Consider the following 25,506-nt stretch of genomic DNA (forward strand, 5'->3'; position numbering starts at 1 on the left):
AGCTTTCCAGCAATTCGTGACTTTCGGGCAAAGATATTGTGCCCCGCCAGCCATTTTTCCCATGATCCAGGCCCGGGATACTGCCCTCATTCCCACCCCAAACGATGAGGACATCCCATGACCCTTCCCCTGTTCGGCCTCGGCACCTTCCGCCTCAAGGGCCAGGTGGTCATCGACTCGGTGAGCCAGGCCCTGGAGCTAGGCTACCGGGCCATCGATACCGCGCAGATCTACGGCAACGAAGCCGAGGTCGGCCAGGCCATCGCCGCCAGCAGCGTGCCCCGCGAGCAGTTGTACCTGACCAGCAAGATATGGACCGAGAACCTCGGCGCCGATCGCCTGATCCCCAGCCTGAAGGAAAGCCTGCACAAGCTGCGCACCGATCATCTGGACCTGACCCTGATCCACTGGCCCTCGCCGAACGGCGCCGTTGCCGTGGACGAATTCATGGGCGCACTGATGCAGGCCAGGACCGAGGGCCTGACCAGGGAAATCGGTGCGTCCAACTTCACCATCGACTTGCTGCGCCAGGCCATCGAGGTGACCGGGCCGGGCCAGATCGCCACCAACCAGATCGAACTGCATCCGTACCTGCAGAACCGTCGGCTGGTGCAGTTCATGGCTGCGCAAGACATCGCCGTGACCTCCTACATGACCCTCGGCTATGGCAAGGTCCTGCAGGATCCGGTGATCCAGGCAATCGCCACGCAGCACAACGCCACCCCGGCGCAGGTTGCCCTCGCCTGGGCCATGCAACTGGGCTATGCGGTGATTCCCTCTTCGACCAAACGCGAGAACCTGGCCGGTAACCTGAAGGCGGTCGACCTGCGCCTGAGCGACACGGACATGACCCGTATCGCAGCGCTGGACAGCGGCCAGCGGATTACCGACCCGGCAGGGCTGGCACCGCAATGGGACTGAGTCAGCCCTGTTCGGTGCAGCTATCGGACAGCATCCGGTAACCCAGCTTCTGCACCTGGCCGCTGGAGTCGAGGTAGGTCATCACGGCGTTGACCACCTTGCACTGCGGGTCTTGCGCTGGTTTCTGGATATTCAGCACCTTGGCGACATCCAGGTGCATGCCGTAGTGGTATTGCACGACACCCTGCTGGGAAGCCAGGGCAGTGACGGGCAGGAGCAGGACAAGCGGCACGAGCAAACGCAATTTCATGGCGGATCTCCTTCGTAAAAGGTACGCACCGAGCTGCGGTTACATCACCTTTGAGTGTGGATCCGCCTTGCCGACTCCGTAATCCGGGGGGATCAACGGCCATGCGATCGGTTAATCTGACGAACTGCACCCCGCCCCCGGAATCCTGCCTTCATGGAACTGCACATCACCCTGCACGGCCGCAAGGCGCTGGCCGAACAGCTTTACCGGCAATTGCGCGACGGCATCGACAGCGGCCGCCTCGCCGCCGGTACCCAGTTGCCGCCGACCCGGTTGCTGGCCGAACAGCTCGGGGTGTCGCGCAAGACCGTGGCCGAGGCCTATTCGCGCCTGACCTATGACAACCTGCTCAGCGGTCAGGTCGGGCGCGGCACCTTCGTCACCCCGCAACCGCCCGCGCCAGCGGCCTCTGCGCCCGACACCCCGCTGGCCGGCGCCGACACGCTGGCGCGCTGGCGGGCCCGTGGCATCCCCATGGGACGTCCGACCCTGGCACAGCCATCGCGCTACGACTTCGTCGGCGGCGCCTCGAGCAAGGCGCACTTTCCCTTCGACGCCTGGCGCCAGTGCTCACAGCACGCCCTGCGCCAATGCCAGCGCACCGACACGCGCTACAGCAATGCCCAGGGCCTGCCCGAATTGCGCGAAGCCATTGCCCGGCATATTGCCTTCGCCCGGGGCGTGCGCTGCACGGCGGCGGATGTGCAGGTGTGCAATGGCGCCCAGCAGGCGCTGGACCTGATCGCCCGGGTGCTGATCGAGCCGGGCTGCAGCGTCGCCATGGAAGACCCTGGCTATCCGCCGGCCAGGTACCTGTTCGAGGCACTCGGCGCGCGGGTCCGGCACGTGCCGGTGGACCGCGAAGGGATTCGCGTGGACCTGATCGAGGACGGCGTGCGCTTGATCTACGTGACCCCGTCGCACCAGTTTCCCCTGGGCATGCCCATGAGCCTGGAACGCCGCCATGCCTTGCTGGCCCGCGCCGCAACGCTGGGCGCGCTGATCATCGAGGACGACTACGACAGCGAGTTCCGCTATGCGGCGCGGCCCACCGATGCCCTGCAAAGCCTCGACCGACACGGCCTGGTCGCCTACGTCGGCACCTTCTCAAAGACCGTGCTGCCGGAATTGCGCCTGGGCTATGCGATCCTGCCGCCGGCGTTGCAGGAACCGGTGTGCATCGCCAAGCGCTTGAGCGACTGGCATACCTCGACCCTGAGCCAATGGACCCTGGCGCGCTTCATCGACGAGGGGCACCTGGTCAGGCATGTGCGTCGCAGCCACGCGCTGTATGCCGCGCGGCGCGAACGCATCCTGCAACGGCTGGAGGCGGACCTGGGCCAGTGGTTCGAGGCGATACCCACCAGTGCCGGGTACCACCTGAGTGCACTGGCCAAGGGCGAACTGGACGTGGAGAAGGTCATCGCGCTAGCGCGCGAGCGGGAAGTGGGCCTGTACTCGCTAAGACCCTTTCATACCGAGGCGGCGCCGAAACCCGGCTTGCTGCTGGGATTCGGCGCCATCGAGCTGCTGGATATCGACCCGGCGCTGGACCGCCTGCGCGAGACCTTGCACGCCCTCAGTTGACCAGGCTGGCCGGTTGCGGCCGGTCCGCCATCGCTGGCGCATAGCCCTTGGGCGCGAAACGTCCGGTCACCAGTAACATCAGGACCACCGTGGCCGTCAGCAAGCTCCAGGACGCCTGGAAATCGCCGCTGATATCCCGCAGCCAGCCGGTCAGGTACGGCACCAGCCCGGTGATGATGAAGCCGATGCCCTGCACGAAGGCCGCGAGCCCGCCGGCCTGGCGCGGATCCTTGAGGTGTTCGAGGGTCAGGGTAAGGCTCAGGCTGAAACAGGCGCCCAGGCCGAAGCCGATCAGGCTGACCCACAGTCCCGGCGACAAGGCCGGATCCAGCAACAAACCGGCGAAACCGATCAACTGCGAGGCCAGCGCCAGCCACAACCCCGGACGTCGGTCGAGCATTGTGCGCAACAACAGCGGCAGGCCCAGGGCACCGAGCACCTGGCAGATGGTCATCACCCCCACCAGTTCGCCACCGCCACGGGCACTGCCACCGACCTGCTGGTAGTAGGCCGGCAGCCAGGCCACCATGCTGGTATAGCCGCCATTGATCAGGCCGAAATACACCGCCAGCAGCCATGCCCGGCGATTGCCGAAGAAATGCCCGCCGCCATTGCCGCCACGACCGGCGGCGGCTTCGAGCCTCGGCCCGACCAGCCCGAGCAGAAGCAGTGCGAACAGCACCGGCAACAACCACACGCCCAGCCCGGCCTGCCAGTGGCCGAAGTGCTCGGCTACCCGCGGTCCGAGTACCGCCGCCACCCCGCCACCACTCATCAGTGCCGCCGAGTACAGGCCCATGGCCAGGGCCAGGCGCCGGGAAAACCAGCGGTTGACCAGCCCTGGCATCAACGCCTGGACAAAAGCCACGCCAAGCCCGGCGAGCACCGCGCTGGCGATCAACGCCGTACCGCTGTCCAGCAACAAGCGCCACAGGCAGGCCAGGCCGATGGCGCCGAGGCCCAGCAACAAACCACCCTGCTCGCTCAACCAACGCCGCAGCCACGGCTGCAACAGCGGCACCAGGCCCATGCACAGCACCGGCAGCGCGGTCAGCAACGCCGCCTGTTGATAGCCGATGCCGGTCCCGGCGCGGATATCCTCCAGCAGCGGCCCGATACTGGTCAGGATCGGCCGCAGGTTGAGCGTCACCGCGATCACCAGGGCCATCAACGCCATCCCGCGCCCACGCGAACGTGCCGCGATCATGTCGGACGCACTTGCTGCCATTGGCCGTAAAGCCCCTCCTCACCCGCCGGTTTCAGCGGACGCAGCGCTAACGATTGCTGCTGCGGCGGCCGACTCATCTGCTCGTAGACCGCGGCGGTGGACAACCCATACGGCTCGCCCTCGGCGTTGTCGTAGGCGAACCATGCCCGCTCGATGCCGCACAGGTGCATGGCGGCCAGGCACATCGGGCACGGATGACCGCTGGCGTAGATCTCGCAGCCATCCAGGCGTGCACGCCCCAGCACCTGGCTGGCCTGGCGGATCGCCTGCAATTCGGCGTGGGCCGTGGGATCGTTGCTGCTGTGGATCTGGTTGACCGCCCGGGCGATCACCTTCCCCTGGTGCACCAGTACCGCACCGAAAGGCCGGCCACCGGCGCGGATATTGTCCCGGGCCAGGGCCAGGGCCTCGCCCATGAATGCTTCGTTGGCCATGCCGATTCCTCGCTGACGAATGAGGGGCGATTATCCCGGGCGCCGGGTGTAGCATGAAATTAATTGATTTCATGCATACCAGTGGATTTACGCATGCTTGACCCACTACTGCTTCGCGCCTTCGTTACCGTGGTCGAAACCGGCAACTTCACCCGGGCCGGCGAGCGGTTGCACCTGACCCAGTCCACCGTCAGCCAGCAGATCATCCGCCTGGAGCAAAGCCTCGGTGCCCGCCTGCTGGACCGCAGCCAGCGGCAGGTCTGGCCTACCGAGGCCGGCGAACGGTTGCTGGGCTATGCCCGACGCATCCTGCGCCTGGAAGAGGAAGCGCGGCAGGCGCTCGCGCCGGTGAAGACGGAAACCGCCCTGCGCCTGGGCGCGCCCGAGGACCTGGCCGGGGAACTGCTGACCGAGGCCCTGCGCGGATTTATCGGCGAGCGCCCGCACCTGCGCCTGGAAGTGGAAAGCGGCTTGAGCAACCCGTTGCTGCACCTGTATCGCAATGGCGAGCTGGACATCCTGCTGGTCAAGCAATGGGGCGCGGACCGCGATGCCCAAGCGCGCTGGCCGGAACCGTTGTCATGGGTGTGCAGCGCCCGCGGGATGGTGGCGGATGATCCGTTGCCGTTGGTGGTGTTTCCGGTTGGCGCGCTGTATCGGCAGGAGATGATCCACGCCCTGGAAAGCAGCGGGCGGCCATGGCGGATCAGTTATTCAAGCACCAGCCTGGCCGGGCTGGGGGCCGCGGTAAGCGCCGGGCTGGGGGTCAGCCTGGTGCCCAGCCGGTGTGTGCTGGACGGGCATCGGGTATTGGGGATTGACGATGGTTTTCCTCCGGTCGAGGGGCTGGAACTGGCCCTGTATGCCAGGGCCGGGCTGGATGAGGATGGGCTGGCGTTGCGGGACTTGCTGGAAACGCTATGCACAACGCGATCAAGGGATGGATTTGGGACAGAACAGAACACGTTGGCTTTGCGCTGACCTTGTGGGCTAACCCGCGATTACGCTCGTGGCGGCACCACCGCAATCGCTGGCAAGCCAGCTCCCACAGGGACGCTGTGGGGGCTTGCCAGCAGGGCCCTCAAGGTCACCTATTGGCCTCCTGGTAAATCCCGGAATTGGCTATTCGGCCAGAGGCCATTGCCGCTTAAGGTGTGCGCCATCCTCTAGCACAATGGAGCCACCGAAATGACCACCCGAATCGAATGGGCCAAGCACGCCCCGGACGCCTACAAGGCCATGCTCGGCCTGGAACAGGCGGTGCTGAAATCCGGCCTGGAGCACTCGCTGCTGGAGCTGATCCGCCTGCGCACCTCGCAGATCAACGGCTGCGCCTATTGCGTGAACATGCATGCCAACGACGCACGCGAGGCCGGGGAGACCGAAGCGCGCCTGCAAACCCTCAGCGTCTGGGCCGATACCCACTTCTTCACGCCAAGGGAAAAGGCTGCCCTGGCCTGGGCCGAGAGCCTTGCCCGCCTGCCAGAGAAACACGCCCCGCAGCATCAGTACGAAGCCCTGCTGGAGCACTTCAGCGAAAGCGAAGTGGTCAACCTGACCCTGGCCATCGCCACCATCAATGCCTGGAACCGCTTCGGCGTGGGCTTTGCCATGGTTCCGGCCTGATCCGGGCTAAAGGCTGGAGAGACGCTGGCGATAGCTGCCGGGACTCTCCCCGGTCCATTTCTTGAACGCCCGGTGAAACGCGCTGGGCTCCTGGAAGCCGGTCTGCGCGGCGATCTCGGCGACGCTGAGGTCGCTGTCGCGCAGGCATTCGAAGGCCATGGCCCGGCGGACCTGGTCCTTGATCTGCTGGAACGAGCAGCCCTCGCGCTCCAGCTGGCGACGGAAGCTGCTCGGGCTCAGGCCCAGCTCGCCGGCCAGGGCCAGCAGGGTCGGCCACTGGTCGTACGCGGTGCCGCGCAGGTGCCGGTAGACCCGCGCCGCCACCCCGCCCTGGTTGCGCCAACGCACCACCAGCCCTTGCGGCGCCGTGCGCAGGAAGGCCTTCAACGCCCCGAGATCCTGCACCACGGGCAACTTCAGATAATCGGCAGCGAACTCCACCTCGGTACGCCCGGCCCCCAGGTGCAGGTTCGGCCCCCACAACAGCGCATCGCCTTCAAGCCGCATCCGCGCGTCCGCCAGCTCGGTGCGGTCGATAGCGATGCGCCGCCCGCCCAGCCAGCACAGCAGGCTGATCACCAGCACCAGGAAGGTTTCTTCGGCGTAGACCCGGCGTTGCGGGTCGTCGATGCATGAGTGCAGGCTGATCACCGCACGCTGCCCGCGCAGGCTGAGGGTGCCGCGGGTGTCGCGCAGGAACAGGGCGAAATTGCCCAGGCATTGGCGCAGTGCCTTTTCCAGGTTGGGTTCCTGGATCAGCCCACGGCAGATCAGGGCGAAGCTGCCCAAGGGCATGCCATGGCTGTCGAGGCCGAAGAATTCGTCATCGAGGGTCTCGATCAGGATCAGCCATAACCGGGCGAACGCCGTTGCCGGCACCCGCGCGCTGCTATCCTCCAGCAACGCCGGCTCGATGCCGGCCTGGCGCAACAGCGCCGCGGCCCGCGCCGGTTGTTCGCGCAGGGCGTAAAGCATGATGTGGACGAAGTACACCGCGACCGAGTCGTTTTCCCGCATGAACAGTTCCGCGTTGGCCCGCCCTGCATTGCAAAAAATGACAGGCAGGCTGGACAGTTAAGGCATAGGCCCGGCCCCGTCCCTTGCCTAGACTCGCTGGCAAACCGGGCGTGACCGGGCGCCATTGTCGCAGAGCGGCTGGTGCCTGGCGACGCTTTCGCTATCTGGAGTGGATCATGAACAGCAACGATATCTATGTAGTCAGTGCGGTGCGCTCGGCCATCGGCACCTTCGGCGGCTCGCTCAAGGACCTGCCGCTGGCCGACCTCGCCACCCAGGTCACCCGCGCCGCCCTCGAACGCTCCGGCGTTGCACCCGAGCAGATCGGCCATGTGGTGATGGGCAACGTGATCCCCACCGAGGCCCGCGACGCCTACCTGGGCCGGGTGGCCGCAATGAACGCCGGCATCCCCAAGGAAACCCCGGCCTTCAACGTCAACCGCCTGTGCGGTTCCGGCCTGCAGGCCATCGTTTCCGCTGCGCAGACCCTGCAACTGGGTGAAGCCGAAGCCGTGCTGGCCGCCGGCGCCGAGGCCATGAGCCGCGGGCCGTACCTGCTGACCCAGGCCCGTTGGGGCGCTCGCATGGGCGACATGAAGAGCATCGACTACATGCTCGGCATCCTGCATGACCCCTTCGAAGGCTTCCACATGGGCATCACCGCCGAGAACGTCGCGGCCAGGCACGGCATCAGCCGCGAGATGCAGGACGAAGTGGCGATCACCAGCCAGCAGCGTGCCGCCCGCGCCATCGCCGAAGGCCGTTTCGACAGCCAGATCGTCGCCATCGAAGTGCCTGGCCGCAAAGGTCTGGTGCAGTTCAAGGTCGACGAGCACGTGCGTGGTGAGGTCAGCGCCGAGCAACTGGCCGGCATGAAGACCGCCTTCAAGAAAGACGGCAGCGTTACCGCCGGCAACGCCAGCGGCTTGAACGACGGTGCCGCGGCGCTGGTCCTGGCGACCGGGGCGATGGTCGAGCGCGACGGCCTGAAGCCACTGGCGCGCCTGGTGGCCTATGCCCATGCCGGCGTCGAGCCGGAACTGATGGGCCTGGGCCCCGTACCCGCGACCCAGAAGGTGCTGGCCAAAGCGGGCATCACCGTCGCCGACCTGGACGTGATCGAGTCCAACGAAGCCTTCGCCGCCCAGGCCTGCGCCGTCTCCAGGCTGCTGGGCTTCGACCCGGAGAAGGTCAACCCCAACGGTTCCGGCATCTCCCTGGGCCATCCGGTGGGCGCTACCGGCGCGATCATCGCCACCAAGGCCATCCATGAATTGCAACGCATCCAGGGTCGCTACGCCCTGGCGACCATGTGCATCGGCGGCGGCCAGGGTATCGCCGTCCTGTTCGAACGCGCTTGAGGAGCCACCGCATGAACCTTCATAACATCGCCGTGATCGGCGCCGGGACCATGGGCAACGGCATCGCCCAGGTCTGCGCGGTGGCCGGTTACCAGGTCACCCTGATCGACGTGTCCGACGCCGCCCTCGAGCGTGGCGTGGCCACCCTGCGCAAGAACCTCGAGCGCCAGGTCAGCAAGCAGACCCTCGAAGCGGCCCAGGCCGAGGCGGCTATCGGGCGCATTCGCACCAGTACCGACTACGCGCAGCTCGGCGACGCGCAACTGGTGATCGAGGCCGCCACCGAAAACCTCGAACTGAAGCGGCGCATCCTCCAGCAGGTTGCCGCCAGCGTCAGCGACAGCTGCGTGATCGCCACCAATACCTCGTCGCTGTCCATCACCCAACTGGCCGCTACCGTGAGCCAGCCGCAGCGCTTCATCGGCGTGCATTTCTTCAACCCGGTGCCGATGATGGCCCTGGTCGAGGTGATCCGCGGCCTGCAGACCGACGACGCCACCTACGCTGCGGCCATGGCCCTGACCGGCCAGGTGGGCAAGACCGCCATCACCGCTGGCAACCGTCCGGGCTTCGTGGTCAACCGCATCCTGGTGCCGATGATCAACGAGGCGATCTTTGTCCTCCAGGAAGGCCTGGCCAGCGCCGAGGACATCGACACCGGCATGCGCCTGGGCTGCAACCAGCCGATCGGCCCGCTGGCCCTGGCCGACCTCATCGGCCTGGACACCCTGCTGGCGATCATCGAGGCCTTCCACGAGGGCTTCAACGACAGCAAGTACCGCCCCGCACCGCTGCTCAAGGAGATGGTCGCGGCCGGCTACCTGGGCCGCAAGAGCGGCCGCGGCTTCCACGTCTACGGGTAAGCCGCCATGCCCAGGACCTGTGCCGATTATGAAGAACGCCGCGACAAGGCCCTCGAACTCTTCGCCCTCAAGGGCTTCGGCCAGGTCAGCATGCGCGAGCTGGCGGCGCACGTGGGCCTTACCGCCGGCTCGCTGTATCACCATTTCCCCAGCAAGCAGCACCTGTTGTTCGACCTGATCGAGGAGCTGTACGAAGAATTGCTGGCGACCCTGCATCCTTCAGGCCGGGGCCGGGATGTCACGGCGCGCCTGTCGGCGGTGATCCGTGCCCATTGGGAGCTGCATGCGGAACGCCCGTTGCAGTTTCGCCTGGCGGAACGGGACCTGTGCTGCCTGAGCGAAGAGCAGCAGGCGCAGATCGCCGGGATGCGCCAGGACTACGAGCAGCGCTTGCTGGAGTTGATCGCACCGACCTCGCGCCTCAGCGGGCCGGCGCTGCAAGCGTCGGCGCAGGTAGTGGCAAGCCTGCTCAACAGCCTGCCGGGGTGGCTGCAGAACTCTGCCGCGCCTGAAGCGCAACGCCTGGCCTTGATGGAAAGCATGTTGCGTGGAGCGATCGAGCGCGGCTTGCCGGCTGGGATCAGTTCTGCGGCCTAGGCGCTATAACCTACTATCGGACCACCTCGACCCGATCGGCCAACCCCTTGACCCGCTGCAGGTCGCCGTCCTTGACCGCGACCCGCAAGCGCCCCAGCGCCCTGCCCTGGATCCGCTCCACACCCCCGTGCAACAAGCGCAGCCCTGGCAGTGCCTCGCTTAACGCCGCCAGGTCCGGCTCCAGGCCGTGTTCGCCGGTGTAATGCAGCTCCAGCACCCGCTCCCCGGCAACCTCGACCTGCTCCTGATGTGCCGATGGCGCCAGCAACAGGCGGCTGACTTCGTGCCGGGGATCGCCGAACACCCGCCAGACCTCGCCCTGCTCTACCACCCGCCCGCGCTCGAGCACCGCTACACGGTGGCAGAGGTCGCGGATCACCTCCATTTCATGGGTGATCAGGACGATGGTCAGGCCCAGGCGGCGATTGATATCGCGCAGCAACTGCAGAATCGCCTGGGTACTTTCCGGGTCCAGGGCCGAGGTGGCTTCGTCGCAGAGCAGGATCTGCGGTTCCAGCACCAGCGCCCGGGCGATGCCGACGCGTTGTTTCTGCCCGCCGGACAGTTGCGCGGGCCAGGCATCGCGGCGTTCCTGGAGGCCGACCAGGGTCAGCAGTTCATCCACTCGCCGCGCCCGCTGCGCAGCGGACACGCCGGCCATCTGCAACGGCAGCTCGATGTTCCCGGCCACGGTCCGGGTGGACAGCAGGTTGAAGTGCTGGAAGATCATCGCGACCTGGCGGCGCAGCGGACGCAGTTCGGCGCTGCCCAGCCGGGAGATATCCTGGCCGTTGATCAGGACCTGGCCGGCACTGGGGGTTTCCAGGCGGTTGATCAGGCGCAGCAACGAGGATTTGCCGGCGCCGCTGCGGCCAATGATGCCGAAGATCTCGCCACGCTGGATATGCAGGTCGATCTCGGCCAGGGCGGTAAGGTTGCCGTAGCGCTTGCCGATGCCCTGGAGGTGCAGATGGGTGGTGAGGGTTTCCGGTGGGAAGCTGGTCATGAATAGCACCTGAAATATCGGCTGATCACCGCCCCTGTGGGAGCGGGTTCACCCGCGATTACGGCGGTGAAGCCACTAGCGTAATCGCGGGTGAACCCGCTCCCACACGGGCCAACGCGCTCTAGAAAAATAGGACTGGCTCAGAACCCCGGCGCGATCTGCCCCTTGTAGCGGGTCAGGATGAACTGCCTGACCTCGGGCGTATTCAACGCCTTGGCCAGCTTCTGGATGCCCGGGTCCTGGATATTGTCCGGCCGCGCGACCAGGTACTCGACGTACAGGTCCTTGCCCTTCTCGACGATCAGCGCACTGCTGGTGTCGATTCCGGCCTCCAGCGCGTAGTTGGCGAACACGAAGGCCAGGTCCACCTGGTTCACCGCTCGCGCCAGCAGCGCGCCTTCCAGTTCACGGATCTTCAGTTTCTTCGGGTTCTCGACAATATCGCGCTGGGTGGCCAGGGTGTTGCTCGGGTCCTTGAGCTTGATCAACCCGGCCTCGTGCAGCAGCACCAGGGCCCGACCGGTATTCACCGGGTCGTTGGGAATGGCGACGCTGGCGCCGTCGGGCAGGTCCTTGAGATCCTTGATTCTGGTCGAGTAGGCACCGAAGGGCTCGATATGCACGCCCACCACCGGCACCAGGTCGGTGTGGCGGGTCTTGTTGAAATCATCGAGGAACGGCCGGTACTGGTAGTAGTTGGCGTCGAGGTTCTTCTGCGCCAGTTGCAGGTTGGGCTGGATAAAGTCGGTGAACACCTTGATATCCAGGTCAACGCCTTCCTTGGCCAGCACCGGCTTGACGAATTCGAGAATCTCCGCATGCGGCACCGGGGTGGCGCCGACGGTGAGCCTTTCATTGGCATGCGCCGAGAAACTGATGAGTGCGGCGGCCAGGACCGCCAGGGACTGCTTGAACATGGTTCTGACTCCAATGGACTGTAAATAAACGGGTTTCAACGTCGGGTAAAGTGCCGCACCAGGCGGTCGCCGCTCATCTGCAGGGCCTGCACCAGCAGGATCAGCAGCAGCACGGTGACCACCATCACATCGGTCTGGAACCGCTGGTAGCCGAAGCGGATCGCCAGGTCGCCCAGCCCGCCGCCACCGATCACCCCGGCCATGGCGGTGTAATCGACCAGGACAATGGCCGTCACCGTGACCGCCGCGATCAGTCCGGTGCGTGACTCCGGCAACAGGGTGTAGCGGATGATTTGCCAGGTGCTGCCGCCCATGGCCTGGCTGGCTTCCACCAGGCCGCGATCGACCTCGCGCAGGGCGGTTTCCACCAGCCGCGCGAAAAACGGCGTGCAGCCCACCACCAGCGGCGGAATGGTGCCGCGCACGCCCAGCGAGGTGCCGGTCAACAAGGTGGTGACCGGGATCAGCACGATCAGCAGGATGATGAAGGGCAGCGAGCGCAGCACATTGACCACCAGCGACATCACCCGGTACAGGCCGGGGCTGGCGAGCAACTGGCGCTGCCCGGTGAGGTACAGCAGCACACCCAGGGGCAGGCCCAGCAGCACGGTAAAACCCAGGGCAGCGGCCAGCATGCTCAGGGTTTCCAGGCTGGCCTGGCCGACTTCGCCCCAGTTCAGGTTGACCAGCAGCTCGTTCATTGCCCGCGCTCCCGGCGCAACGCCGCTACGGGATGCGGCGCGCGCAGGCGGTCACCCTGGCCGAACAGCTTGTGGCGCAGGGTGCCCTCGCTGTACTCACGCTTGAACAGGCCACGGGCCTGCAGCTCCGGCACCAGCAGATCGACCACGGCGACGAAGGTTTCCGGGGCGACCACGCTGGCCAGGTTGAAGCCGTCCACGCCGGTTTCCTCGACCCATTCCTGCAACTGGTCGGCCACCGTCCGGGCCGAACCGACCAGCACCGGACCGTCGCCACCGATGGCGCAGTAGTCGGCGATCTCGGCGGTGGTCCAGGTGCGCGTCGGGTCGGCCCGGGTAAAGGCTTCGACCGCCGACTGGATGGCGTCGCTGGGGACTTCCTTGAGAATCTGCTCCGGTGCGTATCGGGAGAAATCGATCCCGGTCCAGCCCGACATCAGGGTCAGCGCCCCGGTCGCGCTGGCGTACTCGCGGTACTCGCACAAGCGCGCCAGGGCCGCCTCATCGGTCTCGGCGACGATCACCGTCAGTTGTTCAAGAATGACGATATCCTCGGCCGCGCGTCCGGCAGCCACGGCTGCGGAACGGAAGTCGGCCACCTGCTTCTTCAGCACCGCCTTGCTCGGTGCTGCAACGAACACGCATTCGGCGTTGGCTGCGGCGAAGGCCCGGCCCCGACTTGAGGCGCCGGCCTGGTAGAGCACCGGGGTACGCTGCGGCGACGGCTCGCTGAGGTGGAAACCGGGCACCTTGAAGTACTCGCCCTCATGTTCGATGCCGTGCACTTTCGCCGGATCGGCATACACCCCGCTGTCGCGGTCGGCGCGGACCGCGTCTTCCTCCCAACTGTTTTCCCACAGCTTGTAGCACACCTGCAGGTACTCCTCGGCCAGGGCATAGCGCTGGTCATGGGACAGTTGTTCGCGCTGGCCAAGGTTGCGTGCACCGCTGCTCAGGTAGGAGGTGACAATGTTCCAGCCTGCGCGGCCCTTGGTCAGGTGATCGAGGGTGGACATGCGCCGGGCAAAGGGAAACGGATGCTCGAAGGACACCGAGGCGGTCACTCCGAAGCCCAGGTGCTCGGTAGCCGCCGCCATGGCCGGCACCAGTTGCAGCGGATCGTTGACCGGGACCTGGGCGCCGCTGCTCAGGGCCGCGTCGGCATTGCCGCCGTAAACGTCATAGACCCCCAGTACATCGGCGATGAACAGGCCATCGATGCATCCACGCTCCAGGGTCCTGGCCAGTTCCACCCAATAATGAATGTCGGTGTAGCGCCGCGACTGGTCGCGGGGATGGCGCCACAGGCCCGGGGACAGATGGCCGACGGTATTCATGGCGAAGGCATTGAGACGGATCTGCTTGCTCATGGCCGGCCCCTAGTTCCAGTCATGCCGCGCCGGCTTGATGCCGTTCAGCGCCCAGTTGCCGACCAGGTGATATTTCCAGCGCACCGGGTCGTGCAGGGTGTGCACCCGGGCATTGCGCCAGTGCCGGTCGAAGTTGTGCCGGGCCAGGGAGGATCGGGTGCCGCCCAGTTCGAACAGGCGGTTGGTCGCCTCGATGGCGGCTTCGGTGGTCAACACCTTGGCCTTGGCCACGGCCACCGAGGCGGCGGCCACGTTGTCTTCGTCCGGAGCCGGCTTGGCCGCGTCGAGCACCCAGCCGGCGCGCTCGAGCAGGGCCTCGGCGGCTTCCTGGCGGATTTCCAGCGAGCCGACCTGGATGATGGTCAGCGGATCATCGCCGGCCTTTTCGACCCCGGCGTCCACCCAGGGCCGCGCATGCTCGCGAACGAAGGCGATGGTGTCGTCCAGTGCGGCGCGGCCGATACCTGCGTCGATGGCGGCGGTGGTCAGTTGGGCGAAAGGTCCGGCCAGGGTCGGCACTTCATAGGAGCGGTAGCTGGGAAACAGATTGAAGGCCGGCACGCGCAGGCCATCGGCGATGACGGTGCCGCTGGAGGTGGTGCGCTGGCCGATGCTGTCCCAGTCATCGACCACCACCAGGCCCGGCGTGCCGCGCTCGACGAAGGCCAGTTGCGCGCGGTCCTGTTCGTCCAGGGCCAGGACGCCGATCCAATGGGCGTAGAGCGAGCCGGTGCAGTAACCCTTGCGCCCGTCGATGCGATAGCCCTCGCCCTCCGCGACCAGGCGGGTGCGGATGTCGGTCACGGTCTTGCCGCCGGTCTCCGACAAGGCGTTGGCAAAGCGATGCCCCTTGAGCACCAGGTCGAAGAAGAAGCGCTTCTGCTCCTCGGTGCCTTGCAGGCGGATGTCCTCCAGCAGGCAGTAGTGGTTCTGCGGGATCTGCCCCAGGGACGGGTCGGCGGCGGAAACGATGGCGATCACCCGGGCCAGCGTGGCGAAGGACACCTCGGCGCCCCCGTAGGCACGGGGCACGGTGATGCCCCACAGGCCGCTATTGGAAAAGGCATCGACCACATCGGCCGGCACCCGGCGCTGGCGGTCGCGCTCGGCGGCACCTTCGCGCAGCAACGCGGCGATACGGTGGGCAACAACGATCGCTTCGGCATCGTCGCGGATGATATGGGCGTCCGGTTGACGGATGTCGTAGTGGGCGGAAACGGCAGGTGTGGACATGGGAGGTTGAATCCTGGAATGCGATGACCAAGGGGCTATCGCACATCCCATGCCAACAGATAAAAACCTTTATTTTCAATGGCTTGAATTAGAAGCCCAACACTTCTACCGGCTGGTCGGCCAGCAAAATGTTGGGCTGCTGTTGCTGGGTGGACAGTTGGATGCAGATCAGTCGCTCACCCCGTTCAACCCTTGCTGTGCTCCGGCGAACTTGGCCCGGTACCGGCCTTGATCCCGCGTGGCCCCCAGATGCCCCAGACAATCAACCCGAGCACCGGGAACAACACGATACCGACGAACCAGGCCACCTTGACCCCGTCCGGCTTGTCGCTTCGGAAGATACTGACGATGGCCCAGAGGTCCACCAGGATGATGATGACCGCAACAGCGATCCAGAAATAGCTGACCGGATCCGACATGATGATTCTCCTGAAACAGGGCTGTTTCAAAGTTGGGTCATCACCGGCGGATCCGGGTTCAAATTTTATTGCGCAGCAGTAAGTCAATTAACTGTTGCGCTAACTAATGACGCCCCTTCAAACAGCCGCGGCCATCCCCATGCCGACCGAAACACCGGCCAGGTGCCGCGCGCGTGCCGCGCCCCAATTCATCGCCCGGGTCATGGTTTCACCCGGGCGGGAATCGTAGATTTCCTCGACCAGCAGTGCGCCGGCCGCAGAATAGACGCCTATGAACAGCTGGGTTGCGCCTACCCGGGACAGGCGCACCTGCACATCGACGGTCTCGCCGCCTTCCAGCACTTCTTCATGGGATCGGCTCATCAAAGGTGCTTCGGCCCAGGCCCAATAATGCTTTCCGCGATATTTCATGACCACACTCCTGTGCCCGTTTTTAATTTAAGTACCCTGCTGAGCCTAACGCCCAGGATTGTTTCCGCCAACAAGCCCGGTCATTATTCGTGAATAACTGACGACCGGTTAACAGTTACTGCCACAGCGAACAATTCAGCAACTCCTTTGAACTTTCGTGGCATATCGAAATAACCATTTCAATCAATAAAACCTTTTAACCCGAGGATTTTCCAGGGGCACCGCTGTGGCTTTTCGCATGTTCCTGCGCGGTGGAATCGCGCTTGCCATGTCCGGGTTCGTCTGGCCGGCGGGCGTCGTTATCCCGTTCCACTTCGCCGGGCATCTGCTGGTCGGGTGCAGCGCCGGTGTGCTTGCTGTTGGCCATGGTTGTTCTCCATCGATGAGCGATGCAGGAACCGACCGCTGCGCTTGGCGAAAAGATCCCCGGACACGACCACCGGCACGCTGACGACCATTCGGCGCCCGAAGCGGACAAAAAAGGAACACGGCAAACCTGCGTCGTTTCCAGATGTTCATCGCGTACAGGAGATCGCTCCGATGAAAGCTCACCTGGTCAAACTCCTCACCCACCCGGACTATGCCTGGGTCGACATCCGCAGCGAAGAAGAACGGCAACCGCGTCAGTACCTCCCGCACCTGCTGCTCTGGGCCCTGCTTCCGGCGATCTGCCTGTTCATCGGGGTCACCTGGACCGGCTGGAGCCTGGCCGAAGGCGACCGGGTACGGGTGAGTGTCGCCAGCGGACTGCAACTCGGGGTGCTGCTGTACCTCACCATGCTCGTCGGCACCCTGATCATGGGCGGCTTCATCCGCTGGATGTCGCGAACCTTCGAAGCGCGGCCAACCCTGAACCAATGCATCGGCTTCGTCGCGTACACCACCACGCCCTACTTCCTGGCCGGTATTACCGGGCTCTATCCCAGCCGCTGGCTGGCGGTGGCCGCGCTGATCGTGGCCGGAGCCTATGCCACCTACCTGCTGTTCGTGGGCCTGCCGAAGTTCATGCGATTGAACCAGGACAAGGGGTTCCTCTATGCGGCTTCAGTGTGGGGGGTCGGCTTGCTGGTGCTGGTGACCATCCTGGTGAGCATGATCCTGTTCTGGTTCAACACCTTGCAGCCTGAGTACCTGCGACCTGCGACGTTGCCTTGAGGCCCTCATCGCTGGCAAGCCAGCTCCCACACTGTGGGAGCTGCGGTTCGGCGCCCCGACTTGCCAGCGATGAGGCCATCAGCAACACCCTCTACCGTGAGCCTTGTTCGATGCTGTAGTGGAAGGTGTTCTTGATCCCGGGCACTTCCACCGCCTTGCCATCCACGATCCTCGGCTGGTACCGAAAGCTGCGCGCCGCCTGCAACGACGGCTGGGCAAACCACGGATGACAACCCTCCACTACCTGCGGATCGCGCACCCGCCCTTGGGTATCGACGGTGTAGCTCACCGTGCAATCCCCCTGGATGCCCTTGTCCAGCGCCCGTTGCGGATAGTCCGGAGCCTTCTTGGTGATCGGCAGGTACTGCTGGCTCGCCGCCGCTGCGGCACGGGCACGCTCATCCGCCGCCCGGCGCTCGGCAGCCAGGCGCTGCTCAGCCAGCCGCGCCTCGGCTGTATCCCGCGCCAATTGTTCCTGTCGCTGCTGCTCCTGCCGTTGGCGACTCTCTTCCCGTTGACGACTCTCTTCCCGTTGACGGCTCTCCTCACGTTGACGACTCTCTTCACGCTGGCGCTTCTGCTCCGCCGCCCGCTCCTGCTTCTCGCGCTGCTGCTCGCGCTTGAACGCCAGCTCCGCCTCGCTCGGCACCACCGGCGCCGCGGCTTTCAGCATTTCCGGCGGTGCAGGCTCGACCGCCGCCGGCGCAGGCGGCTCTGGTGCAACCATAGGCTCGACCGGCTCAGGCACCGGCGCGCTGACCAACTGCGTGGTGATCACCGGTACCACCGGAGCCGGCAAGCGCGGGGTGTAGCCATGCCCGAGCAAAGCCACCGCCAACGCCACATGCAGAGCCACCGCCATCCCGGCGGCCCCGGCATTGACGCGCCATTGCGGCAGCGTGACGAAAGGCCCCGCAGCGGGCAGCGGCAGACTCATCGCATTCATCTCAAGGCTCCTCGGTAATCAGGCCCAGGTTGCTCACCCCGCCGCGCTGCAACTCGGCGATCCCGGCAACCACCCGCCCGTAGTCGGCGCCCTGGTCGGCACGCACATAGACCTGGGTGTCACCGCGCTCGGCAATGATCCGCCCGACCTTGTCGCGCATCTCTTCGAGGCTGACCGCGCTGTCGCTCTGCCCGTCGAGCTTGAGGTCCGGCCCGACATTCCAGTAGAAGCCGCCATCGACCTTCACCGACAGGGTCAGCACCTGCCGCTCGCTGTCGGCGGGCATGGCCCGTGCGGCAACCTTGGGCAGTTCGAGCTTGACGCCCTGCACCAGCATCGGCGCGGTGACCATGAAGATCACCAGCAGCACCAGCATCACGTCGATATAGGGCACCACGTTCATTTCCGCCTTCACGGCGTGCTTGCGCTGGGGTTTGAGCAACATCGGAAAACTCCTTCTCAGGCCACCGCGGCCATGCTCGGGGTGCAGTGCAGACGCTTGTGCAGGCGTGCCAGCAGTTCATTGGCGAAAGCGTACTGGCGGGCACTGAGCATCTGCCCGCGGGCGCTGAAGCGGTTGTAGGCCATGACCGCCGGGATCGCCGCGAAAAGGCCGATGGCGGTGGCGATCAGCGCTTCGGCGATGCCCGGGGCCACGGTGTTGAGGGTCGCCTGCTGGACCTGGGACAGGCCCAAAAAGGCATTCATGATGCCCCACACGGTGCCGAACAGGCCGATATAAGGGCTGACCGAGCCCACGGTGGCGAGAAAGGCCAGGCCCTTGTCGAGGCGCTCGTCCTGCTCGGCGAGGGATACCTGGAGGCTGCGCTCGACGCCTTCGAGCACGGCGCCGTGTTCGATCTGCGGCTGGCGCTGCAACTGGGCGAAGGCCTGGTAACCGTCGACGAACAGGCGTTGCAGCGGCGTCTGGTCATCGCCTTCGGCAGTGTGCGCCTGGCTCTCGCGGTACAACTGGGCCAGGTCGCCGCTGACGCGGAATCGCTGGAGGAAACCGTCCGAGGCCTTTTCGCTGCGGCCCAGGCTCCAGCCACGCTGGACGATCAGGTACCAGCTCAGCAGCGAGGCCAATACCAGACAGGCCATTACTGCCTGCACCACCAGGCTGGCGTCGCTGACCAGGCCCCAGATGCTCATGGGTTCGCTTGCGTGCATGTTCTTGCTCCTTGGCCCCGCGCCAGGCGGGGCGTCGTGTAATTGGATGACACCGGTATTGCCGGCTGATGACAGCGGCTCAATCGAGCTGCAGCGCTTCCACTACCTGGCTCCAGGCAATCGCCTTGAAGTTCTGCCGCCCTTCGGGCATGCGCTTGCGGCCGTCCTGCACCACCAGCAGGCCCTGGCTCCACGGCCCACCGAGGTTGGCCGAGGTCACTTCCAGGCCGTCGGTCTGCGAAGCACCGTCGATACCGCGCTCGGCATTCAGGCCGATGGCGAAGGCACCACGCAGGCGATACGGCGGCGCAGCCTCGACCACCACGTAGCGGTCGTTGCCCTGGCTGGAGATCACCAGGTAGTCGCGCTTCTGGCCCTGGTAGAAGGCCAGGCCTTCGATATCCGCCTTGATCGCGCCGCCCACGGTGATGACGTTTTCAAGCGTGGTGGGGGCGTCGGCGCGGGCATCCAGGGTCCAGACCGCCTTGTCTTCCTCGCCGATGAACAGGCGCTGGCCACGGTCGTCGGCCACGCAGCCTTCCGGCTGGGTCGCCGTGGCGAAGCGGCGCACCAGCTCGCCCTGGACCTGGCCTTGCGCCGCACCGAGGCGGTATTGCAGAAAGCTGCCGTCCTTGTCGTTGACGATGGCGTGGATCGCTCCGCCGGCGTCCTTGAACAGGCACAGGCCGTAGATGTCCTTGAGCGGGGTGGCGACCTCGCCCAGGGGGCTGACTTCGCCGGTCCGCGGCTCGATGGCGAACAGCTGCAGGCTGTTGTGATCGCGGTTGCTGGCCACCGCCAGGTCCACCGTGCGCTCGCCGAGCCTGAAGCCGTTGCGCACATCGACGTTGTTGAGCCGGCCGGCGCGCAGGTCCTGCAACTGCTTGCCGGCAAGGTCGTAGACCAGCAGCCCGCCCTTCTTGTCGGTGCCGAGGATCCGGCTCTGCTGCGGGTGGGCGGCATTGACCCAGATCGCCGGATCGTCCGCCGCATCGCCGAAGCTCGGCACCGGCTCGGTCTGCATGCGGGCCGGCAATACCGCGACCGGCGCGGCGACCTTGGCCAGCGGCAGGTCCCAATCGAGCCGGGCGCGACGCTGGCCTTGGTCATCGACGATCAGCAGGTCCAGGCCCTTGGCGTCGCGGCGCACGCTGAGTTGCTCGGGCTCCTTGAGACCGGCCAGCGGCAGGCTCGCCTCGGCTTTCCAACCGGCGCCGGTCTGGCGGTACAGGTGCAGGTTCCCGGCCAGCGGGTCGAGGGCCAGCAGGCCGCCGGGCACCACGGCCATGCCGGCGGCACGTTTGGCGATGGCACCGAACGGCGCGCGCAGGTCCACCGGGCGCCGTTGCAGCGGCGCCTCGGCCGCCGCGCCATAGCGCCACCAACCCACGTTCTGTTCATTGACGAACAGGCTGTCGCCGCTATCGTCGCCCTGGCAGTGCTCGCTCAGCGGCGGCAGGCTCAGGCCACGAACGCGGCGGGCTTCGCTCAACGGCTGATCCGCGGTTGCCACCAGCCACTGCTCGCCCACGCCCTCGGCGCCCATCAGGAAGACGAAGCTGTTGCGCGCGCTGTCGCGATACAGGCACAGGCCCTCGACGGGAAAATCGCGCTTGGGCAGGTACAGCGGCGTGCTCCAGCCGGTGTCCTTGTGCAGTTGCACCAGCAGGGCCTGCTGGCGCCTGGTATCGAGGCTGGCGACCAGCAACGCGTGCTGGTCGCTGCGCAGGTCGAGGCCCTTGTAGCGGCCATCCAGCTGGCTCAGCACCTGGCCATCGGCCTTGAGCAGTTGCAGGCCATGCTTGCCGGCGACCACACGGTCGGCACCGGGCCAGAAGCCGTCGCTACCCAACAGTCGGGCATTCTCGACACTGCCGGGCAGGCGCTCGCCGAGGGTCAGGAGCGGCGCGGCAGCCACGGCCTGGGACAGCGTCAGGGCCAGCAGCAGGCCGCCAGCGAAGGTGAAAGGTCTTGCATTGAACATGTTCGGGTCTCGGCTGGCGGTCAGAAGTGGGTCAGGGTCAGGCCGACCTTGTAGGTCGGGCCGTATTCCTCGTACTGCGAGTTGAAGCGCGAGCGCCCGGTGTAGGTGTAGTAGGACTCGTCGGTGATGTTCTGCGCCTCGAAGGTGAGCTGCAGATCCGGAGTGAGGAAGTAGCCGGCCTTGAAATCGACGAACAGCTGGTCGTCCGAGTACAGGTCGTGGGCCTTGTCGTCCACCGCGGCGACTTCCGCCAGGTATTTCGACTTGTAATTGGCCGCCAGGCGCAGGCTGAGCTTGTCGTCTTCCCAGCCCAGGGTCAGGTTGCCGACGGTGTCGGACTGGTTGGGCAAGTCGATGCGCCGGGTCAGGCCCTGGCCTTCGATGTCCGCGCGGGACTTGCTCAGGGTCAGGTTGCCGCCCAGCAGCAAGCCGTTCCAGGGCGCCGGCAGCCAGTCGAGTTTCTGCGAGTAGGCCAGTTCCACGCCGTACAGCTTGGCGCTGCTGCCGTTGGCATAGGTCTTGGCCTCGTCGAAGTTGACCCACTCGCCGGTACCGGCCAGGTCGGTGTTGTAGACGAAATTGTCGATGTCCTTGTAGAACAGGAAGGCCGAAACGGTGCCGGCACGTCCCATGTAGTGCTCGATGCCGAGGTCGAGGTTCATCGATTCCAGTGGCTTGAGGTTCGGGTTGCCGAAGCTGGCCTCGCCTTCGCTGTCGTCGATCATGAAGCCCGGCGCCAGCTGGCCGAAGGTCGGGCGCACCACGGTGTTGGTCCAGGCCGCACGCAGTTGGGTCTGCGGGGTGAACTGGTAGCGTGCATGCAAGCCCGGGAGCCAGTGGTCGTAGCGCTTGCGGCTTTCGGTGGGGCTGTAGACGCCATCGCGCAGGCCGGTGCCCTTGGCCTCGAATTCGGTGCCCTCGTAGCGCACCCCGCCGATCAGGCGCCAGGCGTCGATATCGACGGTGTTCATCAGGTAGGCGGCGTTGATGTCTTCGCGCATGCTGAAGTCGTTGATCCGCGACTCTTCCTCGTCGTAGAAGGCATCGCGGTCCATGCCGCCGATCAGGCCCTTGATCGCCCCGGCGCTGATGCCGTTGCCGAAGTTCCCGAGGGCGTAATCGACCTTGCCGCTCTGGTAGCCCGCCAGGGTCACGTCGTCGAAATCGTCATAGACCCAGACGTCGGTGTCGGCACGTTTGTCGCGGCGGCTGGCCTTGGCGCCGAACTTCACCTGGGCGGCATTGCCGGCCAGGTCGTAGTCACGGGCCAGATCCAGGCGCACGTTCTTTTCCTCGTCGGTGGAGTTGGCCTTTTCCCATTCCACCTTGTCCAGGGTGAAGGCGTCCGCGTCGTAGAAGTCAGCGCCTGTGCCCAGGCGTGGTTTGCGCGTGCCATCGAAGCCGATGCCGCTGAAGTCGCCTTCGAACCTGGCATTGGCGATACCGCCCGGGTCGTTCTCGCTGGACCGGCTGAAGCCGGCCTGGCCGCTGAGGGTCCAGGCATCGATCAGGCGTTCACCGCCGAATACATAGGACTGGATTTCCTGGGTGTCCTCGCGGGACTTCAGGGCGCGCCAGCCCTCGCCGTCACCGCGCTCGCCGGAGGCTTGCGGATCTCCGAACTCGACCCCGGCGGCGTTGCGGGTCTCGGTGTCCTTGAAGCGGCTGTAGAGGGTACGCAGGTAGTAGCTGGAGAAATCGTCCGGACGATAGTCGAAGTTCAGCCCGGCGCCGGTGCGTTCGCGGCGGATGCGGTAATCACGCTGCTCGGCCTCTTCCAGGCGCGCCTGGTCGCCTTCGAAGTCCCAAGCGCCGCCGGTCTCGACGTTGTCGGAACCGAAATCGCGCTGCTGCCAACTGAACGCTGCGGCCACCCCGAAGTTATCGATACCGTCGCCGAGGCTGAATGTGTTGCTGAAGGCACCGGAGAATTTCGGGCTGGTCTGGCTGGTGTTCTCGTCATGGCTGGCTTCGCCGCTGACGGTATAGAACAGGCCCTGATGATCGAAAGCCGACAGGCTTTCCACCTCGATCGTACCGCCGAGGGAGTTGGCGTCCATGTCCGGGGTCAGCGACTTGACCACCGACAGCGACTGCACCAGTTCGGTGGGCAGAACGTCCAGGGCCACGGCGCGACGGTCGGCTTCCGGCGCCGGCAGCAGGGTGCCGTTGATGGTCACGCTGTTCAGGTCCGGGCCGATGCCACGCACGCTGACGAAACGCCCTTCGCCCTGGTCGCGCTCGACCGACAGGCCGGGAATTCGCTGCAGGGCTTCGGCGGCGTTATCGTCGGGCAACTGGCCGACAGCGTCGGCGTGGACCACGCTGCGGATGCTGTCCGAGGCCTTCTGCTCCTTCAGCGCCTGGTCCAGGCTCGCGGCCTGGCCGACAACGTTGACGTGCTCCACCTTGTCTTCGGCAAAGGCCGGCAGGCTGGCGGCGATGGCCATGCCGAGCAGGCTGATCTTGAATCTGACGATTGCCACGTTATTGCTCCCCTGAAGTCGATCCGCCACACCGGGGCGGAAACTGAGGGGCACGCTAGGGCGGGTGTGTGGCAGATCTGTGACAGGAATGTCCAGGGCGGCCGGATCGGGGCATTTTCGGGTGGTTTTCGTGGGGAATTGGCCTGATATGACCCCCTTTCAAGAACATTGAGGGCCCTGTGGGAGCGGGTTCACCCGCGATTGCAATAGTGAAGCTACCACGGTAATCGCGGGTGAACCCGCTCCCACAGGGTTCGCGGTGGCCTTTAGATCCACCATTTTTTTCACATCTCCCAGCGTCCAAATAGACCCCCCACCCTGTAACCCAAGCGTCATTTGCCTTTGTTTCCTTGGCCGCCAGAACCCACCGATCAAGGATCCTCCATGTACCGCCCGAGCCTGCTGGCCCTCGCCCTCGCCGCCTGCATCGGCAACGCCACCGCCGCCGACCCCCTGCCCCATTCCCCCGGCGCGCCCTATGCCGCCACGGGCCTGGCCGACCGCATTGTCCTGACTCCCGGAGCCAATCCCGCCCGGGAAATGGCCGTGACCTTCCGTACCGACAGTCGCCAGACCAGCAGCCAGCTGCAACTGGCGCCGGCGCTGGACGGCCCGCAACTGGAAAAACGCGCCACCCTGGTCGAAGGCAGCAGCCAACCGCTGGACACGGAAAACGGTGCGGCCCGGTATCACCAGGTACGTCTCACCGGCCTGCAACCGGACACCCCCTATGTGTACCGGGTCAAGGGCGCCGAAGGCTGGAGCGAATGGCTGCAGCTGCGTACCGCCGCCCAGGGCTTCAAGCCCTTCCGCTTCATCTACCTGGGCGACACCCAGAACGACATTCTCTCCATTGCCTCGCGCAGCGTGCGCCAGGCCCTGCACGCCACCGCCAGCCCGGCGCTGGTGGTCCATGCTGGCGATCTCACCTCGCAGCGCGACGACCTGGTGCACGACGACGAATGGGGCGAATGGAACCAGGCCGGCGGCTTCCACTACGCCGCAGTGCCGCAAGTGGTCGCCGCCGGCAACCACGAATACCTGGACAGCCTCAACCCCGATGGCAGCGAAGGCCGTGTGCTCGGCCCGCATTGGGCGAAACAGTTCGCCCTGCCGGGTAACGGCGTGAAGGGACTGGAAAGCACCACCTATTTCCTCGATTACCAGGGCGTGCGCTTCATCGTCCTCGACGGCACGGCCGCCCTCGACCTGAACACCCTCGACCGGCAGAGCCAGTGGCTTGAACAGCGCCTGAAGGAAAGCCAGGCACGCTGGAAGATCGTGGTCACCCACCAGCCACTGTTCACCTGCGCTCGCCCGGAAGACACCGGGCCGCTGAAGGCAGCGTGGAAACCGCTGTTCGAGCGCTACAAGGTGGACCTGGTGTTGCAGGGACACGATCACTGCTACAGCCGCCTTAGCAATGAAAACGGGCGTGCCGCAGCGAAGAAGGCGCGCGCCGCCGGCAAGGTCCAGGGCCCGGTGTACCTGGTTTCGGTGGCCGGTTCGAAGATGTACGGCCTCAACGACCGCGCCCGCCGGCAGCCGGACCGCCGCGCCGAGGACACCCAGCTGTACCAGACCGTCGAGGTGCTGCCGTCGCGTCTTGAAGTGCGCAGCTTCACCGCCAGCGGCACGCTCTACGACGCCTTCGACCTGAACCGCGACAAGCAGGGCCGCAATCGCCTGAGCGAGCCGGCCGGGAAACTGCCCGTCGAACGCTTCTGCAGCGGTGAAACAGGCCCGGACCAGTTGCCCTGCACATCACGCAGCAAATCCTTGTAACACTCCTGTGACCCAGATCGGGCACGCTGGACGGAC

General features: G+C 65.6%; 26 protein-coding genes. 9 read left to right on the forward strand and 17 right to left on the reverse strand.

What is annotated here, in order from left to right:
• Positions 1-117 precede the first annotated feature (117 nt).
• Entirely contained in the window at positions 118-921 is an 804-nt protein-coding gene (gene dkgB / locus ACPFMA_RS15960) for a 2,5-didehydrogluconate reductase DkgB (protein ID WP_420058071.1), read from the forward strand.
• Between the two features lies 1 nt (position 922).
• Here the strand turns inward: dkgB and ACPFMA_RS15965 are convergent, their stop codons facing one another.
• Positions 923-1,171 carry a DUF2790 domain-containing protein gene (locus tag ACPFMA_RS15965; protein WP_064304214.1) on the reverse strand — a complete coding sequence of 83 codons (249 nt, stop codon included), beginning with the start codon at positions 1,169-1,171 and terminating at the stop codon, positions 923-925.
• Between the two features lie 153 nt (positions 1,172-1,324).
• Between ACPFMA_RS15965 and ACPFMA_RS15970 the strand changes: the two genes are divergently transcribed.
• Positions 1,325-2,758: a PLP-dependent aminotransferase family protein gene (locus ACPFMA_RS15970; RefSeq protein WP_425928195.1), complete on the forward strand. Its 1,434-nt coding sequence runs from the start codon at positions 1,325-1,327 to the stop codon at positions 2,756-2,758.
• Here ACPFMA_RS15970 and ACPFMA_RS15975 read toward each other — a convergent pair.
• Positions 2,751-3,965, reverse strand: coding sequence for a CynX/NimT family MFS transporter (locus ACPFMA_RS15975; RefSeq protein WP_425928196.1), 1,215 nt, complete (start codon positions 3,963-3,965; stop codon positions 2,751-2,753). The two genes, ACPFMA_RS15970 and ACPFMA_RS15975, sit on opposite strands and share 8 nt — an antisense overlap.
• Entirely contained in the window at positions 3,962-4,420 is a 459-nt protein-coding gene (locus ACPFMA_RS15980) for a nucleoside deaminase (protein ID WP_009400927.1), read from the reverse strand. Before ACPFMA_RS15980 ends, ACPFMA_RS15975 begins: the two co-directional genes overlap by 4 nt.
• 93 nt (positions 4,421-4,513) lie before the next feature.
• Here ACPFMA_RS15980 and ACPFMA_RS15985 point away from each other — a divergent pair, with 93 nt between their 5' ends.
• A complete protein-coding gene (locus tag ACPFMA_RS15985) occupies positions 4,514-5,401 on the forward strand; it encodes a LysR substrate-binding domain-containing protein (protein WP_064304211.1) in 888 nt (295 codons plus the stop codon).
• Between the two features lie 207 nt (positions 5,402-5,608).
• Entirely contained in the window at positions 5,609-6,046 is a 438-nt protein-coding gene (locus ACPFMA_RS15990) for a carboxymuconolactone decarboxylase family protein (RefSeq protein WP_064304210.1), read from the forward strand.
• Between the two features lie 6 nt (positions 6,047-6,052).
• Here the strand turns inward: ACPFMA_RS15990 and ACPFMA_RS15995 are convergent, their stop codons facing one another.
• On the reverse strand, positions 6,053-7,063 hold the full coding sequence (locus ACPFMA_RS15995) for an AraC family transcriptional regulator ligand-binding domain-containing protein (protein ID WP_425928197.1): 1,011 nt from the start codon (positions 7,061-7,063) through the stop codon (positions 6,053-6,055).
• A gap of 176 nt (positions 7,064-7,239) precedes the next feature.
• Here ACPFMA_RS15995 and ACPFMA_RS16000 point away from each other — a divergent pair, with 176 nt between their 5' ends.
• The 3 genes from ACPFMA_RS16000 to ACPFMA_RS16010 are packed head-to-tail and all read left to right on the forward strand — an operon-like array spanning position 7,240 to position 9,884.
• Positions 7,240-8,424: an acetyl-CoA C-acyltransferase family protein gene (locus ACPFMA_RS16000; RefSeq protein ID WP_425928198.1), complete on the forward strand. Its 1,185-nt coding sequence runs from the start codon at positions 7,240-7,242 to the stop codon at positions 8,422-8,424.
• Between the two features lie 11 nt (positions 8,425-8,435).
• On the forward strand, positions 8,436-9,287 hold the full coding sequence (locus ACPFMA_RS16005) for a 3-hydroxybutyryl-CoA dehydrogenase (RefSeq protein ID WP_064304207.1): 852 nt from the start codon (positions 8,436-8,438) through the stop codon (positions 9,285-9,287).
• Between the two features lie 6 nt (positions 9,288-9,293).
• Positions 9,294-9,884, forward strand: a complete 591-nt coding sequence (locus ACPFMA_RS16010; protein WP_420058064.1) for a TetR/AcrR family transcriptional regulator — start codon at positions 9,294-9,296, stop codon at positions 9,882-9,884.
• Positions 9,885-9,897: 13 nt separating this feature from the next.
• Here the strand turns inward: ACPFMA_RS16010 and ACPFMA_RS16015 are convergent, their stop codons facing one another.
• From ACPFMA_RS16015 to ACPFMA_RS16050, 8 genes are all read right to left on the reverse strand, one after another.
• Positions 9,898-10,890, reverse strand: coding sequence for a methionine ABC transporter ATP-binding protein (locus tag ACPFMA_RS16015; RefSeq protein WP_425928199.1), 993 nt, complete (start codon positions 10,888-10,890; stop codon positions 9,898-9,900).
• 140 nt (positions 10,891-11,030) lie between these two features.
• Positions 11,031-11,807: a MetQ/NlpA family ABC transporter substrate-binding protein gene (locus ACPFMA_RS16020; RefSeq protein ID WP_009400915.1), complete on the reverse strand. Its 777-nt coding sequence runs from the start codon at positions 11,805-11,807 to the stop codon at positions 11,031-11,033.
• Between the two features lie 35 nt (positions 11,808-11,842).
• On the reverse strand, positions 11,843-12,508 hold the full coding sequence (locus ACPFMA_RS16025; RefSeq protein ID WP_064304203.1) for a methionine ABC transporter permease: 666 nt from the start codon (positions 12,506-12,508) through the stop codon (positions 11,843-11,845).
• The gene (locus ACPFMA_RS16030; protein ID WP_425928200.1) at positions 12,505-13,878 is read right to left on the reverse strand and encodes an LLM class flavin-dependent oxidoreductase; all 1,374 of its coding nucleotides are present in this window, start codon (positions 13,876-13,878) and stop codon (positions 12,505-12,507) included. The genes ACPFMA_RS16025 and ACPFMA_RS16030 overlap by 4 nt, the downstream gene beginning before the upstream one ends.
• Before the next feature lie 9 nt (positions 13,879-13,887).
• Positions 13,888-15,111, reverse strand: a complete 1,224-nt coding sequence (locus tag ACPFMA_RS16035) for an SfnB family sulfur acquisition oxidoreductase (RefSeq protein ID WP_425928201.1) — start codon at positions 15,109-15,111, stop codon at positions 13,888-13,890.
• A 185-nt stretch (positions 15,112-15,296) separates the two neighbouring features.
• Positions 15,297-15,530: a PLD nuclease N-terminal domain-containing protein gene (locus tag ACPFMA_RS16040; protein ID WP_009400910.1), complete on the reverse strand. Its 234-nt coding sequence runs from the start codon at positions 15,528-15,530 to the stop codon at positions 15,297-15,299.
• A gap of 117 nt (positions 15,531-15,647) precedes the next feature.
• A complete protein-coding gene (locus tag ACPFMA_RS16045) occupies positions 15,648-15,941 on the reverse strand; it encodes a hypothetical protein (protein WP_081263243.1) in 294 nt (97 codons plus the stop codon).
• 196 nt (positions 15,942-16,137) lie between these two features.
• Entirely contained in the window at positions 16,138-16,308 is a 171-nt protein-coding gene (locus ACPFMA_RS16050) for a hypothetical protein (RefSeq protein ID WP_420058060.1), read from the reverse strand.
• Between the two features lie 173 nt (positions 16,309-16,481).
• On the opposite strand from ACPFMA_RS16050, the gene ACPFMA_RS16055 reads away from it, so the two are divergent.
• The gene (locus ACPFMA_RS16055; protein WP_425928202.1) at positions 16,482-17,096 is read left to right on the forward strand and encodes a Yip1 family protein; all 615 of its coding nucleotides are present in this window, start codon (positions 16,482-16,484) and stop codon (positions 17,094-17,096) included.
• A gap of 91 nt (positions 17,097-17,187) precedes the next feature.
• Here the strand turns inward: ACPFMA_RS16055 and ACPFMA_RS16060 are convergent, their stop codons facing one another.
• The 5 genes from ACPFMA_RS16060 to ACPFMA_RS16080 all read right to left on the reverse strand — a co-directional run bounded on the left by ACPFMA_RS16060 (position 17,188) and on the right by ACPFMA_RS16080 (position 23,649).
• A complete protein-coding gene (locus tag ACPFMA_RS16060; RefSeq protein ID WP_425928203.1) occupies positions 17,188-18,042 on the reverse strand; it encodes an energy transducer TonB in 855 nt (284 codons plus the stop codon).
• A gap of 1 nt (position 18,043) precedes the next feature.
• Entirely contained in the window at positions 18,044-18,487 is a 444-nt protein-coding gene (locus tag ACPFMA_RS16065; protein ID WP_064304198.1) for an ExbD/TolR family protein, read from the reverse strand.
• Positions 18,488-18,501: 14 nt separating this feature from the next.
• Positions 18,502-19,215 (reverse strand): protein TolQ, encoded by a 714-nt coding sequence (gene tolQ / locus ACPFMA_RS16070; protein WP_425928204.1) that lies wholly within the window; start codon positions 19,213-19,215, stop codon positions 18,502-18,504.
• A gap of 79 nt (positions 19,216-19,294) precedes the next feature.
• Positions 19,295-21,199 carry a phytase gene (locus ACPFMA_RS16075; protein ID WP_425928205.1) on the reverse strand — a complete coding sequence of 635 codons (1,905 nt, stop codon included), beginning with the start codon at positions 21,197-21,199 and terminating at the stop codon, positions 19,295-19,297.
• 20 nt (positions 21,200-21,219) lie between these two features.
• Positions 21,220-23,649, reverse strand: a complete 2,430-nt coding sequence (locus ACPFMA_RS16080) for a TonB-dependent receptor (protein ID WP_425930601.1) — start codon at positions 23,647-23,649, stop codon at positions 21,220-21,222.
• A 420-nt stretch (positions 23,650-24,069) separates the two neighbouring features.
• On the opposite strand from ACPFMA_RS16080, the gene ACPFMA_RS16085 reads away from it, so the two are divergent.
• Positions 24,070-25,470, forward strand: a complete 1,401-nt coding sequence (locus ACPFMA_RS16085) for a metallophosphoesterase (protein ID WP_425928206.1) — start codon at positions 24,070-24,072, stop codon at positions 25,468-25,470.
• The last annotated feature ends 36 nt before the right edge of the window (positions 25,471-25,506 follow it).

This window comes from Pseudomonas sp. NyZ201, from assembly GCF_049860765.1.
GTDB classification, from domain to species: domain Bacteria; phylum Pseudomonadota; class Gammaproteobacteria; order Pseudomonadales; family Pseudomonadaceae; genus Aquipseudomonas; species Aquipseudomonas bharatica.

What these genes read in the sequence shown, in the direction of transcription:
- ACPFMA_RS15995 (WP_425928197.1), bottom strand. Translation starts at nt 7,063, where the DNA reads ATGCGGGAAAACGACTCGGTCGCGGTGTACTTCGTCCACATCATGCTT.
- ACPFMA_RS16000 (WP_425928198.1), top strand. Translation starts at nt 7,240, where the DNA reads ATGAACAGCAACGATATCTATGTAGTCAGTGCGGTGCGCTCGGCCATC.
- ACPFMA_RS16035 (WP_425928201.1), bottom strand. Translation starts at nt 15,111, where the DNA reads ATGTCCACACCTGCCGTTTCCGCCCACTACGACATCCGTCAACCGGAC.
- ACPFMA_RS15975 (WP_425928196.1), bottom strand. Translation starts at nt 3,965, where the DNA reads ATGATCGCGGCACGTTCGCGTGGGCGCGGGATGGCGTTGATGGCCCTG.
- ACPFMA_RS15985 (WP_064304211.1), top strand. Translation starts at nt 4,514, where the DNA reads ATGCTTGACCCACTACTGCTTCGCGCCTTCGTTACCGTGGTCGAAACC.
- ACPFMA_RS16075 (WP_425928205.1), bottom strand. Translation starts at nt 21,199, where the DNA reads ATGTTCAATGCAAGACCTTTCACCTTCGCTGGCGGCCTGCTGCTGGCC.
- ACPFMA_RS16050 (WP_420058060.1), bottom strand. Translation starts at nt 16,308, where the DNA reads ATGGCCAACAGCAAGCACACCGGCGCTGCACCCGACCAGCAGATGCCC.
- tolQ (WP_425928204.1), bottom strand. Translation starts at nt 19,215, where the DNA reads ATGCACGCAAGCGAACCCATGAGCATCTGGGGCCTGGTCAGCGACGCC.
- ACPFMA_RS15970 (WP_425928195.1), top strand. Translation starts at nt 1,325, where the DNA reads ATGGAACTGCACATCACCCTGCACGGCCGCAAGGCGCTGGCCGAACAG.
- ACPFMA_RS16030 (WP_425928200.1), bottom strand. Translation starts at nt 13,878, where the DNA reads ATGAGCAAGCAGATCCGTCTCAATGCCTTCGCCATGAATACCGTCGGC.
- ACPFMA_RS16010 (WP_420058064.1), top strand. Translation starts at nt 9,294, where the DNA reads ATGCCCAGGACCTGTGCCGATTATGAAGAACGCCGCGACAAGGCCCTC.
- ACPFMA_RS16020 (WP_009400915.1), bottom strand. Translation starts at nt 11,807, where the DNA reads ATGTTCAAGCAGTCCCTGGCGGTCCTGGCCGCCGCACTCATCAGTTTC.
- ACPFMA_RS16045 (WP_081263243.1), bottom strand. Translation starts at nt 15,941, where the DNA reads ATGAAATATCGCGGAAAGCATTATTGGGCCTGGGCCGAAGCACCTTTG.
- ACPFMA_RS16025 (WP_064304203.1), bottom strand. Translation starts at nt 12,508, where the DNA reads ATGAACGAGCTGCTGGTCAACCTGAACTGGGGCGAAGTCGGCCAGGCC.
- ACPFMA_RS16065 (WP_064304198.1), bottom strand. Translation starts at nt 18,487, where the DNA reads ATGTTGCTCAAACCCCAGCGCAAGCACGCCGTGAAGGCGGAAATGAAC.
- ACPFMA_RS16005 (WP_064304207.1), top strand. Translation starts at nt 8,436, where the DNA reads ATGAACCTTCATAACATCGCCGTGATCGGCGCCGGGACCATGGGCAAC.
- ACPFMA_RS16015 (WP_425928199.1), bottom strand. Translation starts at nt 10,890, where the DNA reads ATGACCAGCTTCCCACCGGAAACCCTCACCACCCATCTGCACCTCCAG.
- ACPFMA_RS16040 (WP_009400910.1), bottom strand. Translation starts at nt 15,530, where the DNA reads ATGTCGGATCCGGTCAGCTATTTCTGGATCGCTGTTGCGGTCATCATC.
- ACPFMA_RS16085 (WP_425928206.1), top strand. Translation starts at nt 24,070, where the DNA reads ATGTACCGCCCGAGCCTGCTGGCCCTCGCCCTCGCCGCCTGCATCGGC.
- ACPFMA_RS15965 (WP_064304214.1), bottom strand. Translation starts at nt 1,171, where the DNA reads ATGAAATTGCGTTTGCTCGTGCCGCTTGTCCTGCTCCTGCCCGTCACT.
- ACPFMA_RS15990 (WP_064304210.1), top strand. Translation starts at nt 5,609, where the DNA reads ATGACCACCCGAATCGAATGGGCCAAGCACGCCCCGGACGCCTACAAG.
- ACPFMA_RS15980 (WP_009400927.1), bottom strand. Translation starts at nt 4,420, where the DNA reads ATGGCCAACGAAGCATTCATGGGCGAGGCCCTGGCCCTGGCCCGGGAC.
- ACPFMA_RS16080 (WP_425930601.1), bottom strand. Translation starts at nt 23,649, where the DNA reads ATGGCCATCGCCGCCAGCCTGCCGGCCTTTGCCGAAGACAAGGTGGAG.
- ACPFMA_RS16060 (WP_425928203.1), bottom strand. Translation starts at nt 18,042, where the DNA reads ATGAATGCGATGAGTCTGCCGCTGCCCGCTGCGGGGCCTTTCGTCACG.
- ACPFMA_RS16055 (WP_425928202.1), top strand. Translation starts at nt 16,482, where the DNA reads ATGAAAGCTCACCTGGTCAAACTCCTCACCCACCCGGACTATGCCTGG.
- dkgB (WP_420058071.1), top strand. Translation starts at nt 118, where the DNA reads ATGACCCTTCCCCTGTTCGGCCTCGGCACCTTCCGCCTCAAGGGCCAG.